Raw genomic sequence first — 13,191 nt, forward strand, 5'->3', positions numbered from 1 at the left:
TCCACGAGTCGAGGGGGCTCACACCGCCCGCCGAGTTCGAGGGCGATCCCGACACCCTCGCGTTGTGGCTCGAGAGGTGGCCCGTTGTCGAGCCCCTCGATCCGTCCGAGCTGATCGCGCTGGCCGAAGCCCTGAGGGATGTGGAGTGGCACGATCCCACCGACCTCGACCTCTCGGGCGTCGAAGGCACGGTCTGCGCGCTCGACGCGGGCTCCGGCTACATCGTCGGCGGTCCCGGCGACAACGTCTACGGGCCGGGGACGGCCTTCAGGATCATCGTCGACGTGGGCGGCAACGACGTGTACGCCGACCTGGGCGGGGCCTTCGGACCCGACGGGAGCTTCGCCGTGCTGATCGTCGACCTCTCGGGGAACGACAGGTACGAGGCCGGCTTGCCGGTGGCATGCGGCGCGGGCCTGATGGGCTTCGGCGCCCTGGTGGACCTCGAGGGGGACGACTCGTACGAGTGCGGCCCCGTCGCCCTGGGCGCGGGGCTCATGGGCGAGGGCATCCTGGCCGACCTGGGCGGGAACGACACTTACGTGACCGACTTCTTCGGCGAGGGCGCGGGCTGCCTCGGCCACGGCACCCTGGTCGACCGCGGCGGCGACGACACCTACCGCACGGCCTGCTACGGGCAGGGCTTCGGCGGGCCGGCGGGCGAGGGCATCCTCGCAGACGGCTCGGGCGACGACTGCTACCTGGCGGGCTTCGTCTACTCCCATGCGCCGCTCCTGCCCGACGACAACAGGGCGATGTCGCAGGGCTTCGGCATGGGCCTCAGGCCGCTGGTGGCCGGGGGGCGCGGGCTGCTCGCAGACTTCGGCAGCGGCAACGACACCTACCGCGCCGAGGTGTTCGGGCAGGGCGGGGCCTACTGGTACGCGCTGGGCATGCTCTTCGACGAGGGCGGGCAGGACTGCTACAACGCCGCGCAGTACGCGCAGGGCTCGGGCATCCATCTGGCCTCGGGCTGCCTGTGGGACTGCTCGGGCGACGACATGTACATATCGCGGTTCGGCCCGTCGCAGGGCGCGGCCCACGACCTCTCCACCGGTCTGCTGTTCGACGGCTCGGGCGACGACAGGTTCGTGTCCGACGGCGCCCAGGGCTTCGCCATCAACAATTCGGCCGCGCTGTTCGTGGACATGTCGGGCACCGACGTGTTCGTGAGCGGTTCCGACGGCCAGGGCGTGGGGGCGTGGTCGCGCGGCTCGGCCGGATGCGGCGTGTTCCTCGACCTGGCCGACGACGACAGGTTCATGGGCCGCGGCAGCGATTCGCTGAGGTGGACCGACGGCGCATGGGGCGCGGGGCTCGACCTGGCGGCCGAAACGCCCGAGGACCCGCTGACTCCAGAGGAGATCGGCCATCCGGAGGATCTCGACCTCGACTCCCTCTTCAGCGTGGCGGCGGAGTGGGAGGTCGGCGAGAACCGCGACCGCGTGCTGGCCCACAGGGAGGAGCTGGCCTCCCGCGGCATGGCCGCCCTCGAGTACATCGTGTCCGGGCAGATGAACACCACCGACGGGCTGGCGCTCAGGGCGATCCAGGACGTGGTGGAGAGGAACGACAGCATCGCCGTGCCGATGTTCACGGCGCTGCTCGACAGTCTGACCGGGCGCAGGCTCAGGAACGCGATCTACCTGCTGGGCGAGGCCGGCGGCGAGGAGGCGAGGCTCCCGATCGAGGAGATGCTCGCATCCGACACGCTCGCGGTCAGGCTCTCGGCCGTGCAGGCCCTGGGCAGCATCGGGAACCCGCTGTCACTCGACCGGATACTGCCGTTCGCGGCTGACAGCTCCGAGAGGATGCGCAGGCAGGTGGCGGTGTCCCTCGCGGCCATAGGCGACTCCTCGGCGACCGGGGTGCTCGAGGGGCTTTCGCAGGACTGGTACCTCGACGTGCGCACCGCGGCGCTGAAGGCGCTCGAGACCCTCCGGGCGGAGGAGTGAGGGGAGGCCGGGGCAGACCCGGATAATTGACAGCAGGCCGGGGCCGTTCTATCTTGAAGCCGGTTTCTAGGGCCCGAATGTCTCTGGAAGGAGATGCAATGAAGAAGTTCGCTCTGTTGTTCGCGTGCACGGCCGTCGCCCTGATGACCGGCTGCGAGGGCGACAGCCCGAGCGGCACCGGCGACATGCCCGTTGTCACCGGCGTGACCATCAACTGGGACGCCTCCGATGGCGTCGACATCGTCATCGGCTGGAGCGCGGTAACCGACGCCGAGGGCTACAAGGTCTGGTTCAGCGAGACCTCGGGCGGAACGCTCGAAGAGGTCGGCGACGTGGCCGGCACCACCTACACCCACACCGCCGAGAGCGCGGGCTACTACTACGTCACGGCCTACAACGGCGACGACTCCTCGTCCGGCTACTCCACCGCCGTGAATACGATGCCGACCATCATCACAACGGAATACGCCATCTACGATAACTATGCTCCGGCAGACTGGCACTCCGGTTTCATCTTCGGTTTTGACGGTGGTACGACCGGCCTTGCCGGCTCCTCCGGCTTCGTGCAGGACATCTACGCTTATGATCCCGATCCGGCAAGCCCTAGCGATGCCTGGCTGTACTCCGGTGACACCGGTCCTTTCGGTGATGGCAATCACACTGAAATGGTCGAGGCAGGAGGCAGCTATGGAGCTGCTCCTTCGAGTGGCTACTGGACCAGCGGCTGGGTTGTGACCAGCGATGTCATCTTCTGTGAACTCTTCGACGGCTATTACGCCAAGATGATCATCAACGAGGTTTCAGGCCCTGTCGGCGGCTCCACCAACGGAACCGGCATCTGGTTCACCTACGAAATTCAGGAGAATGAGGGCATCCGTCTCTTCACGACTAACTCCTGATCTCTGATCTGAACAGATGGAGGGCGGGGGCGACCCCGCCCTCCTTCTTTCCGGGGAACACCGATCCCCCTCCGCCTGTATATTCCCGATGAAGACCCTTGATCGACGGCGCGCCAGGGCGCCGGGTCATGTCGCCCTCCTGGGCGGGTGGAGGCATCGATGAAGAGGATCGCAGCGATTTACGCGACAGCGCTGGCGCTCGCAGGGTGCGGCGGCTCGGGCGACGGCCTGTCGGTGACGGTAACCGCCCCGCCCGCCGGGGGCGCCGTGGCCGACGAGAGCTACATAATCGAGTGGGACGCCGAGAACGTCTACTGGTCCGACGCGTACGTGAACATCTACGCCGACACCGACAACGACCCGTCCACCGGCCTCGTCCTGCTCGAGGACTCGATCGACACCGGCACCTCGGGCTGGCTGTGGGACTGCTCGTCGTGGCCGGCCGGCGACTACTACATCCGCGCCGTCATCCACGACGGCGAGGACGAGGATGCATCGGACTACAGCGACGGGGCCGTCACGATAACCCACGAGCCGCTGGGCGACGTCTCGGGCCTGTACGTGGTCACCGACTCGACCCAGGGCACCGAGGTGCACCTGGCCTGGACGCCCCTTTTCGGCGCCTCGTCGTACAGGGTCTACTTCGACCCCTATGCGGCGGGCACCTGGCAGGAGCTGGCCGAGACCACCTCTGCATACTACGTCCACGAGGCCCAGTCGGCCGGGATCTACGGCGTGAAGGGCGTGAGGGACGAGGAGACCTCGCCGGGCTTCGGCGACACGGCCGGGACGATGCCCTTCGTCGACGACTCGCTCTACGTGATCTGGGACGAGACGGCGCCGGCCGGCTCGTTCAACGCGGCCAGGCTCACGCCCTGCGGCGCATACCTCTCCGACTACGCGCCCGACGACTACGACGTCCACTGCAGGCAGTCCGGCACCGGCCTGCCCGTACACCTCTTCGCAGGCGACGCGCCGCCCCTCGGCGGCGGCAACAGCACGCCGCTGGTCCTGACACCGGGCAGCTATTCGATCGCGCCCGAGTCGGGCTACGCCGACTCGCTGGCACTTTCCGTGGGCGACGTGCTGTTCGGATACATGGAGGAGACAGGCTTCTACGTGAAGATCATGGTCGACTACCTGCCGGAGCACACGGTGGTTCCGGGATGCTACGGGGTCGGCTTCAGGTACGAGTTCCAGACCATACAGGGCCTGCGCCTCTTCACCCCCGGGTCCTGACACCGGGCCCGGCCTGCCGGGCCCTACAGGGAAGGCTCAGATGCTGACTGCAATCGTTCTGTCGATCCTCACCGCCGCGCCGGGAACGGCCGCCAAGCAGGGCGACGCGCCCTCGATCCTGATGAACCCCGATACTCTGATCACCGCCCCGTCGGGCGGCATAGACGACCTGAGGGATGCCGCTCGCGAGGTGCTCGGCCTGGAAGGCGGGCATTTCGCGGTGGCGGTGAAGGATTTCGAGACGGGCGAGAGCTTCGTCGAGACCGAGGGCGGCCTGTTCGACATGGGCAGCCCCGAGCTGATCATAGCCTCGTGCGCCATCGACCTCGACAGGGCCGGGGTCGTGTCCCTCGACACCATGTCCTCCCGGGAAGAGACGGTCAGCGACCAGATCATCATGGCCCGTGAGGGCGATCTGGAGGCGCTCTGTCGAGTCACGGGCCGTGTGCAACCAGCGAGAATCATCTCTTGGCTTGAGCAGAAGGGATTCTCCTCCACGACATATTCAGGGGTCCAGTTCTTCTGGCCCGGAGCACCCGAGGTGGACCCCAACATGTCGAACCCCGATGACTGCATGGGAATGCTCTCGATCATCGAGAGCCGCCTCGACGAGGCCGAGATAAGGCGCCTGGTGCGCAACCCGTTCACCCGCACCGAGCTCGAGGAGCTGCAGGGCGGTTCGGCCACCATCTACGGCTTCTGCTCTCGCGGCACTGAGGGCGGCAGGGTGCGTGCGGCCGTGGTCTCCCTGCCGGGCGACCACAGGATCGGCATAGTGGTGCTGGCCGACCAGCTCTGCTGCGAGGCCAAGGCAGACCTGGCGTTCCGCATGATGTGGGAGGCGCTGAAGTAGCTTCTGGCGCGCCCGCGCCCCGCCGTGTTAGATTGACAGGGTATCCCGGCCGGGGGCCGGCTTAAGGAGGGAAAGATGAGAGCATTCGTACCGGTGATGCTGCTTCTGGTAGCCGCAGCCTCGTTCGCAGGCGGGTTCTCCCTGGGGTTCAAGGAGGTCGAGATCCCCGTCTATTCGACAGGGCTCTCCGGCGCCCAGATGGCCGACCTGCCCCTGCTCCGCCTCGGCAGCGCCCTGTCGCCCGAGTTCCGGATCGAGGTGCTGCTCGGCTACGGCAAGGACAGCTACGAAATCGAGAGCGCCGACGCCGACTTCAGCACCTTCGCCATCGGCGGCTCGGGCTTCTACGTCATCGCCAACCCCTCGAACACCGTGTTCAGCATCGGCGGCTCGCTGATCTACGCCAAGACGAACAACGCCGAGGACGTCAGCACCAGCGACCTGACCCTGCTGCCCGTGATGCGCGCCGACTACGCGGTGCCCGGCATGAGCGACGTGGCCTTCTTCAGCGAGTTCGGCCTGCGCTACGACAACGCCACCACCACCGACGAGACCGGCTCCGACGACATCGAGTACTCCTACAGCCACTTCGGCACCTACGGCTCGCCCCACATCCTGGGCGGCGTCTACTACAGCTTCTAGCCCCGATCCGGCAGCCGGAGGGCGGGCCAGCGGGCCCGCCCTCCTCATTGTTACGCACTGTGTTTTGCCGCGCGCTCCGGGGCGTGTTATCTTGTCGGCCGAAAACCACGGTTTCGCACACCGACCGGAACATCGACCGAAAGGAGCCTCAAATGGGCGTCAACCTGAGGGGCAGATCCCTTCTCACCCTGCTCGACTACGAGCCCGAGGAGGTCCGCTACCTCCTCGACGTGTCCCACAGCGTGAAGGCCGAGAGGATGACCGGCAACCGCCACCAGAGGTTCCAGGGCATGACCCTCGCCATGCTGTTCGAGAAGCGTTCGACGCGCACCCGCTGCGCGTTCGAGACCGCGTTCGGCGAGGAGGGCGGGCACCCCGTGTTCCTCTCGAACTCCGACATCCAGCTCGGCGCCAAGGAGAGCGTGGAGGACACCGCCCGCGTCCTGGGCCGCATGTTCGACGCCATCATGTTCCGCGGCTTCAGCCAGGAGACGGTCGAGATGCTGGCCGACTACTCCGGCGTGCCCGTCTACAACGGCCTCACCGACATGTACCACCCCACCCAGGTGCTGGCCGACCTGATGACGATCGAGGAGAGGCTGGGCGACGTGCGCGGCCTCGAGTTCGTGTACGCCGGCGACGGTCGCAACAACATGGCCAACAGCCTGATGATCGGCTCGGCCCTCATGGGCATGAACTGCACGATCCTGGCGCCCGAGGGCCTGCACCCCGAGGAGGAGCTGCTCAAGACCGTCCGCTCGATCGCGGAGGACTCGGGCTGCGAGATCAGCGTGACGTCGAGCCGCGAAGAGGCCATCCCGGGCGCCGACGTCATCTACACCGACGTCTGGGCCTCGATGGGCGAGGAGGACAAGCTGAAGGAGAGGATCGCCCTTCTCGAGCCCTACAGGGTGGACGACGAGATGCTCAGGCAGACCGACAACCCCGACGTGATCTTCCTGCACTGCCTGCCCGCCGTGAAGGGCAACGAGGTGACGTTCGACGTCATCGAGGGGCCCCACTCGGTGGTGTGGGACGAGGCCGAGAACAGGAAGCACACGATCAAGGCCCTCATGATAGCCACCCTCCTCTAGGAAGGGGCGCCGGTGCTCGAGGCGATCCTGGCCGCGGCCCTGACGGCGCAGACGGCGCAGCAGTCGCTGACGCTCGACCTGTCGAGGGTGCCCGCGCCGGCCGCCTCGGCCGCCGATCCGGCCGAATACGTGCTGGGTCCTGGCGACCTTCTCTGGGTCGCCTCCGAGGGCGGGCTGCCGTCCGAGTTCAGCGCAGGCAGCGCTGTCGGGTCGGTCTTCTACACCGCCGTCTCTGCCGACGGCTTCGTGCTGCTGCCGATGGTGGGCGCGGTCGACGTGAACGGCCTGACCCTCGAGGAGGGCGCCGCCCTCGTCGAGCAGCGCATGCGGTCGCGGATACTGGGCGTAAGGCCCTCGGTGGGCCTGTCCGTCGCCCGCACCTCGATGGTGCCCGTCACCGGGGGCGTCGCAGCCCCCGGCGCCGTGGCCCTTCGCGGCACCGACAGGCTCGTCGACGCGATAAAAGCGGCCGGCGGGCCGGTGCCGGGCGCCGCGCTGTCGCGGGTCGCCATCATCGGCCCGGAAGGCGATTCGACGCTCGTCGACCTCTTCGCCTACGCCCTCTCGGGCGACCCCGCGCTCGACCCGATGCTCGCTCCGGGCGAGAGGGTCCACGTCGACATCGCAGACAGCCTCGTGAGCGTGGAGGGCGCAGTATGGGTCAAGAGCCCGCTGAGCCCCGCGGCGGCCCCCGAAGCCGCCCTGGCAGAAGGGTCCTCCACCATCCTCGAGCACATCCCCGGCGAAACCGCGGGAGAGCTGGTGGCCCGGGCAGGCGGTTTCACCCCCTGGGCCCTGCGCGACAGCTGCTACGTGCTGCGGGCCGGCGGGGAGATCGTGCCGTCTCCCGAAGGTTCAGTGCAGGTCGGCCCCGGCGACAGGGTCGTGGTGCCGGGCACGCCCCCGACCGTCGCCGTCACGGGATACGTCCACACGCCGGGGGTCTATCCGTTCGTGGCGGGACGCGACGCATTCCACTACGTCGCCCAGGCCGGCGGGTTCGGGCCCGAGGCGAACGGATCCGGCACCAGGGTGCACCTGCCCGACGGCTCGGAGGCCGACGCCGACGAGCTCTCCGACATCCCCGCAGGGGCCGTGGTCGAGGTGCCGAGGCACGCGCTCGTGTGGTGGCAGGATTACTTCACCATACTCACGGGCGTGGCCAGCATAGTGATCGCCTGGCAGAGCATATGACGGCCCCGGAGCGCACGCCCTCCTGGTACCTGTACGTCGTCCTGAAGAACCGCTGGTTCCTCCTGAAGGCGCTCGCGCTCGTGATGGTCCCCGCCGTGATCGTCACATACCTGCTCCCGGAGCAGTACACCGTGAAGACAGTGGTGATGCCCCCCGAGACTCCCGTCGAGACCCCGATCTCGATCGGCGGGCTGGGGATCTCAGACTTCATGGGGTACTTCGGCGGAGGCATGGGCTTCTCGCTGCCCCTGATGACCACGATGTCCGACGTGTACGTCGAGATCCTCCAGAGCCGCACCCTGGCGGACAGGGTCATCCTGGGCACGGCCTACGTCGACTCCATGGACCTCAGGGACAAGTACGACCGCGACCCCTGGCTCGGCATGTACTGGGCCAGGCGGATGTTCCGCAACAACTACCAGGCCTCGGTGACGCCGTCCGGCTTCATCGAGATAAGGGTCACCACCGGCGATCCGCTCTACTCGGTTCAGGTGTCCGAGCGCGTGGTGTTCGTGCTCGACAGCCTGAACACCTGGATCACCACCACCAGGGCCACGAGGGCCAGGGAGCTCACCGAGGTGCGACTCGAGTCGGCCGACAGCCTGCTCTCCCGGGCCTCTGCCGACCTCGCGGCCTTCGAGCTCGAGCGCGGCCTGATCTCGCCCGACGCCCAGCTCGACGAACTGATCACCGGCCTGGCCGACCTCAAGCGCCAGTACCTCGAGTACACCGCCCAGGCCAGGGCGATCTCGTCCGGCTACGGGATGGGAGGCACCGCCGCCTCCCTCGAGATGGAGCGGCGGGCGGCCGCTCTCCTGGGGATCATCCGCGAGATCGAGAGGGGATCAGCGCCGGCCGGCATGGATTCGCTCTTCCCCGCCATCTCCCTCGAGGACTTCCCTGCCGTGCAGTTCGAATACGCCAGGCTGCGCAGCGACTACGAGATGGCTCTGCAGCTCACCACCGCGCTCAGGCTGAGCCTCGAGCAGGCACGCGTGGAGGAGAGGCGCGAGGGCGGGACCATAAGGCTCCTCGACGAGCCCTCGCCTCCGGGCTGGAAGAGCAAGCCGAAGAAGCTCCTGATCTGGCTCGAGGTGTTCGGGGTTGCCCTCGCCCTGCTGCTGACCTTCCTGTTCGCGCGTGAGAACGTCAGGCACATGAGGGCCGAGAGGCCCGAAGCCTGGGCGGGGTGGGAGGAATTGTTCGCGGACATCAGGCGCGACTTCACGCCCCGCGCGAAGCGTCAGCTCCCGGACAGCTCCCGCAGCAGCTCCCGGTAGGAGGCGAGCCTCTCCGGGGACACCTCCCCGCGTTCGACCGCATCTACTACGGCACATCCCGGTTCGGCGTCGTGCATGCAGTCCCTGAACCTGCAGGAAGCCGCGAGCGGTCCGAACTCCCTGAAGCAGCGACGGAGCTCCCCGCGGGGGATGTGCTCTATCGGGAACACCCGCAGGCCGGGCGTGTCGATGAGGATCGTGCCGCCGCCCAGCGGCACCATCCTCGCCCCGACGGTGGTATGGCGGCCCTTGCCCGTCCTCCCGCTCACCTCGCCGGTCAGCAGGTCGGGCCTCCCCCCGAGCAGCTTCGCAAGACTGGTCTTGCCCGCCCCCGAGGGGCCGGACATCACCACGGTGCAGCCCTCGAGCAGGGCGCGCAGCTCCGCGGTGCCCGAGCCGTCGAGGCACGAGACGCGTGCGAAGGCGGCCCCCGCACGCGTGCAGTCGCGCTCCAGCCCGTCGAGGATGGCTGCATCGCCTTCCGCTGCGAGGTCGACCTTGTTCACCGCGACGCAGGCGTCGATGGAGTGCCACACCGCTGCCGCGAGGCACCGGTCGACGAAGCCCCGGCGCAGGACGGGGTCGCGCAGGCTCACGAAGACGAGGGCTATGTCGATGTTGGCGGCGATCACCTGGGTGCCGCCGGCGCCGTCGGCCCGCTCGAGGGAGTTCCTCCGCGGTTCGAAGCCCTCGATCGAGAAATCGCCGCCGGGGGACTCCAGGACGTCCACCCTGTCGCCGGTGGCCGGGCTCCATTCGAGGAACAGCCTCCCGGGAACCCTGACGTCGGCCTCGCGCCCGCCGGGGAGAAGCAGCGTGACTCCGCGCCTGTGGACGCTGGAGACGAGAGCGTAGCCGGCGGTCATCCCGTCAGCGGGGCCCGGAGCCCGTGGAGTCGAAGCGGATCACGAACTCGCCGGGGCGCCCCCAGCCGAGTATTTCCCTGACGGCCTCCTCGATGGCGGCCGAATCGCCCTGCAGAGCCCCGATCCTGATCCTGAGAGAATCCCTGAGCTGCACGAGGCTGTCGCGGGTCGCCCGGGCGGAGTCGAGTTCGCCCTGCAGGCTGCCGAGGGACAGCAGCCCGTCGGGGTTGAGGAGCAGGAAGGCGGCAAGGAGCACGAACACCGAGAGGGCCAGGAGGAGGACGAACCTCCTCGCTGCCCTGCCCGGCGAGTACCCCGGCCTGTCCAAATACCTAGCGGAGCGGGGCCGGGAGCGCGGACCTGCCGGCGTAGGACGCCCTGGCGCCGAGCTCCTCCTCGATCCGAAGGAGCTGGTTGTACTTCGCGGCCCTGTCGGTCCTTATCGGGGCGCCGGTCTTGATCAGGCCGCTCCCGGTGGCGACGGCCAGGTCGGATATGAAGGCGTCCTCGGTCTCGCCGCTGCGATGGCTGACTATGCTGCGGAAGCCGTTCCAGGAGGCCGTCGTGATGGCGTCGACGGTCTCGGTGACGGATCCGATCTGGTTGAGCTTGATCAGGATGGCATTCGCGGAGCGCTCGGCTATGCCGCGGGCGAGCCTCTGCGTGTTCGTCACGAACAGGTCGTCGCCGACGATGTGTATCCTGCCGCCGAGCCTCTGCGTCATCTCGCGCCAGCCCTCCCAGTCGTCCTCCGCGAGGCCGTCCTCTATGCTGGCGATCGGGAATGCTCCCACCAGCTTCTCCCAGTAGTCGATCAGCGTGGAGGTCGTCATGTACTCGAAGCCCGAGCCGCTCATCACGTAGGCGCCGTCGCGGTGGAACTCGCTGGCCGCGGGGTCGAGGGCTATCCAGACGTTGCCGCCGGGCACGTAGCCGGCCTTCTCGATGGCCTTCACGATGAAGTCGAGCGCGTGCTCGTTGGATTCGAGATCGGGGGCTATGCCGCCCTCGTCGCCCACGCTTGTTGACATGCCCTTCGAGGCGGCCGCGTCCCTGAGGGCGTGGCAGATCTCGACGCCTGCGCGCAGGGCCTCGGAGAAGCTCTCGAAGCCGGCCGGCATGATCATGAACTCCTGCAGGTCGAGCCTGTTCGAGGCATGCCTGCCCCCGTTGATGATGTTCATCATCGGGACGGGCAGCCTGCACGCGCCCGAGCCGCCCAGGTACCTGAAGAGCGGGGTCTCGTGGAAGGCGGCGGCGGCCCTGGCCGAGGCCATCGAGACTGCCAGTACCGCGTTGGCGCCCAGGCGGCTCTTGTCCGGGGTGCCGTCCAGCGCGATCATCGTCGAGTCGACCAGGCTCTGCTCGTCCGCCGGGAGGCCCGTGACGGCCCGGGCTATCGCCCCGTTCACGTTCTCGACGGCCTTCGAGACGCCCTTGCCCCTGAACGCCGTTCCTCCGTCGCGCAGCTCGCAGGCCTCGTGCCCTCCGGTCGAAGCCCCGCTCGGCACCGCTGCGCGGCCGAAGGAGCCGTCGGCAAGGAAGACGTCGGCCTCGACGGTCGGGTTGCCCCTCGAATCCAGTATCTGCCTGCCTCTTACCTCTATGATCTCACTCATGATCAGCTCCCGTGTTGCGGGTCGCTCCGTGACCCGTCGCCGTTCCTCGATCCTGTTGCCTGAATATAGCACGGGTCCTCGGGTCGTGCGGGCGGGTCAGTCATCCCCGCCGCCGGCGGGGGCGGTAATGCCGAGGCTGGCCATCCTGGCGAGGAGCGTCGTCCTCTTCATGCCCAGGCGCTCGGCTGCCTTGGAGCGCACCCAGCCGGAGCCCTCCAGGGCGTCGACGATGTGCGCCTTCTCTATCTCGGCCAGGAGGGCGGAGAGGCTCCTGCCCGCCAGGGGCGGAACGGATGCGGGGCCGGCCGGGCGGGAGGGCCCGGTGCCAGAGATCTTCACGGGGAGGTCCTTCGCCTCGATCTCCTCGCCCTCGGACAGGACCGAGGCCCTCTCCATCGCGTTCTGGAGTTCCCTCACGTTGCCGGGCCAGCCATAGGTCCCGAGGACCTCGACGGCGGAGGGGGAGAGCCGGAGCTGCTTCCTTCGGGAGGTCTCGGCTATCCTGGCCAGGAAGTGGTCGGCGAGCGGGAGGATGTCCTCCCTGCGCTCGCGGAGGGGCGGGATGTGTATCTCGATGACGTTGAGGCGGTAGTAGAGGTCCTCCCTGAAGGTGCCGGCGGCCACGGCGTTCTCGAGGTCGAGGTTGGTGGCGGTGATGAGCCTCACGTCCACCTTCACGAGGTCGGAGCTGCCCACGGGCGAGAACTCCTGCTCCTGGATGACCCGGAGGAGCTTCACCTGCATGGCCGGGCTCATGTTGCCCACCTCGTCGAGGAACAGCGTGCCCCCGTCGGCGATCCTGAACCGGCCCAGCGTCGAGGTGACCGCACCGGTGTAGGCCCCGCGCGTGTGCCCGAACAGCTCGCTCTCCAGCAGGCCCTCGGGCAGGGCGCCCGAGTTGACGGTCACGAAGGGCTGCCTGGCCCTGGCGCCCTGCCGGTGGATGGCCCGGGCCACCAGCTCCTTGCCCGTGCCGCTCTCGCCCGTGATGAGGACGGTGGCGTCGGAGCGGCTCACCTTGTCGATGAGGGCCATGATCCCTGTCATGCTCCCGCCGCCGTGCACGATCTCGCAGTAGGGCCTCTCGGTCTTCCTCGCCGCGGCGAGGCCCGACTGGATGGCCTGCTCCACCGAGGCCATCACCGAGTCCCTCGTGAAGGGCTTCGGGATGTAGTCCACCGCGCCGAGGCGCATGGCCTTGATTGTGCTGTCTATGGTGGCGTAGCCAGTGATGACGATCACCGGGAGCCAGGGGTACTTGTCGTGCACGACCGCCAGCAGCTCGAGGCCCGAGATGTCGGGCAGCCGCACGTCGGTGATCATCACGTCGAAGGATGACGTGCGCAGGGCGCGCAGGGCCTCCCGCCCCTCCGAGACGGACTCGGCCGGATATCCCCCGGCCTTGAGCATCTCGGTCAGGACGCCCCTGACGCCCTGTTCGTCATCGACGATCAGGACCCGGTGCACCTTGCCGCCGGTCTGGCCCATATTCCCCTCTGTGTGACAGGTGACCCCGGGGTGATATTCGCCTGCCCCGGGATGATGTCAAT

At 68.1% G+C, this 13,191-nt stretch carries 12 protein-coding genes; 8 read left to right on the forward strand and 4 right to left on the reverse strand.

Features of this window, described 5'->3' with window-relative positions:
• The 8 genes from QUS11_08475 to QUS11_08510 all read left to right on the forward strand — a co-directional run.
• The coding region (locus QUS11_08475; GenBank protein MDM7993334.1) for a HEAT repeat domain-containing protein at positions 1-1,955 on the forward strand (1,955 nt) is incomplete at its 5' end.
• Between the two features lie 98 nt (positions 1,956-2,053).
• Positions 2,054-2,854, forward strand: a complete 801-nt coding sequence (locus QUS11_08480) for a hypothetical protein (GenBank protein MDM7993335.1) — start codon at positions 2,054-2,056, stop codon at positions 2,852-2,854.
• 159 nt (positions 2,855-3,013) lie between these two features.
• Positions 3,014-4,093, forward strand: a complete 1,080-nt coding sequence (locus QUS11_08485) for a hypothetical protein (GenBank protein MDM7993336.1) — start codon at positions 3,014-3,016, stop codon at positions 4,091-4,093.
• A 40-nt stretch (positions 4,094-4,133) separates the two neighbouring features.
• Positions 4,134-4,946, forward strand: a complete 813-nt coding sequence (locus tag QUS11_08490; protein MDM7993337.1) for a hypothetical protein — start codon at positions 4,134-4,136, stop codon at positions 4,944-4,946.
• Positions 4,947-5,021: 75 nt separating this feature from the next.
• Positions 5,022-5,588 carry a hypothetical protein gene (locus QUS11_08495; protein MDM7993338.1) on the forward strand — a complete coding sequence of 189 codons (567 nt, stop codon included), beginning with the start codon at positions 5,022-5,024 and terminating at the stop codon, positions 5,586-5,588.
• Between the two features lie 152 nt (positions 5,589-5,740).
• Positions 5,741-6,682 carry an ornithine carbamoyltransferase gene (argF, locus tag QUS11_08500; protein ID MDM7993339.1) on the forward strand — a complete coding sequence of 314 codons (942 nt, stop codon included), beginning with the start codon at positions 5,741-5,743 and terminating at the stop codon, positions 6,680-6,682.
• A 12-nt stretch (positions 6,683-6,694) separates the two neighbouring features.
• On the forward strand, positions 6,695-7,876 hold the full coding sequence (locus tag QUS11_08505; protein ID MDM7993340.1) for an SLBB domain-containing protein: 1,182 nt from the start codon (positions 6,695-6,697) through the stop codon (positions 7,874-7,876).
• A complete protein-coding gene (locus QUS11_08510) occupies positions 7,873-9,156 on the forward strand; it encodes a Wzz/FepE/Etk N-terminal domain-containing protein (GenBank protein MDM7993341.1) in 1,284 nt (427 codons plus the stop codon). The genes QUS11_08505 and QUS11_08510 overlap by 4 nt, the downstream gene beginning before the upstream one ends.
• Here QUS11_08510 and rsgA read toward each other — a convergent pair.
• From rsgA to QUS11_08530, 4 genes are all read right to left on the reverse strand, one after another.
• Positions 9,120-10,022 carry a ribosome small subunit-dependent GTPase A gene (rsgA, locus tag QUS11_08515; GenBank protein ID MDM7993342.1) on the reverse strand — a complete coding sequence of 301 codons (903 nt, stop codon included), beginning with the start codon at positions 10,020-10,022 and terminating at the stop codon, positions 9,120-9,122. The genes QUS11_08510 and rsgA overlap by 37 nt on opposite strands.
• 4 nt (positions 10,023-10,026) lie before the next feature.
• On the reverse strand, positions 10,027-10,350 hold the full coding sequence (locus QUS11_08520; protein MDM7993343.1) for a hypothetical protein: 324 nt from the start codon (positions 10,348-10,350) through the stop codon (positions 10,027-10,029).
• A gap of 4 nt (positions 10,351-10,354) precedes the next feature.
• Positions 10,355-11,641: a phosphopyruvate hydratase gene (gene eno / locus QUS11_08525; protein ID MDM7993344.1), complete on the reverse strand. Its 1,287-nt coding sequence runs from the start codon at positions 11,639-11,641 to the stop codon at positions 10,355-10,357.
• Positions 11,642-11,737: 96 nt separating this feature from the next.
• Positions 11,738-13,129: a sigma-54 dependent transcriptional regulator gene (locus tag QUS11_08530; GenBank protein MDM7993345.1), complete on the reverse strand. Its 1,392-nt coding sequence runs from the start codon at positions 13,127-13,129 to the stop codon at positions 11,738-11,740.
• Positions 13,130-13,191 lie beyond the last annotated feature (62 nt).

Source organism: Candidatus Fermentibacter sp. (assembly GCA_030373045.1).
Taxonomy (GTDB): Bacteria; Fermentibacterota; Fermentibacteria; order Fermentibacterales; family Fermentibacteraceae; genus Fermentibacter.

Coding starts and splice junctions, on each gene's coding strand:
- QUS11_08490 (MDM7993337.1), top strand. CDS start 4,134: ATGCTGACTGCAATCGTTCTGTCGATCCTCACCGCCGCGCCGGGAACG.
- rsgA (MDM7993342.1), bottom strand. CDS start 10,022: ATGACCGCCGGCTACGCTCTCGTCTCCAGCGTCCACAGGCGCGGAGTC.
- QUS11_08480 (MDM7993335.1), top strand. CDS start 2,054: ATGAAGAAGTTCGCTCTGTTGTTCGCGTGCACGGCCGTCGCCCTGATG.
- QUS11_08530 (MDM7993345.1), bottom strand. CDS start 13,129: ATGGGCCAGACCGGCGGCAAGGTGCACCGGGTCCTGATCGTCGATGAC.
- argF (MDM7993339.1), top strand. CDS start 5,741: ATGGGCGTCAACCTGAGGGGCAGATCCCTTCTCACCCTGCTCGACTAC.
- QUS11_08485 (MDM7993336.1), top strand. CDS start 3,014: ATGAAGAGGATCGCAGCGATTTACGCGACAGCGCTGGCGCTCGCAGGG.
- QUS11_08510 (MDM7993341.1), top strand. CDS start 7,873: ATGACGGCCCCGGAGCGCACGCCCTCCTGGTACCTGTACGTCGTCCTG.
- QUS11_08495 (MDM7993338.1), top strand. CDS start 5,022: ATGAGAGCATTCGTACCGGTGATGCTGCTTCTGGTAGCCGCAGCCTCG.
- eno (MDM7993344.1), bottom strand. CDS start 11,641: ATGAGTGAGATCATAGAGGTAAGAGGCAGGCAGATACTGGATTCGAGG.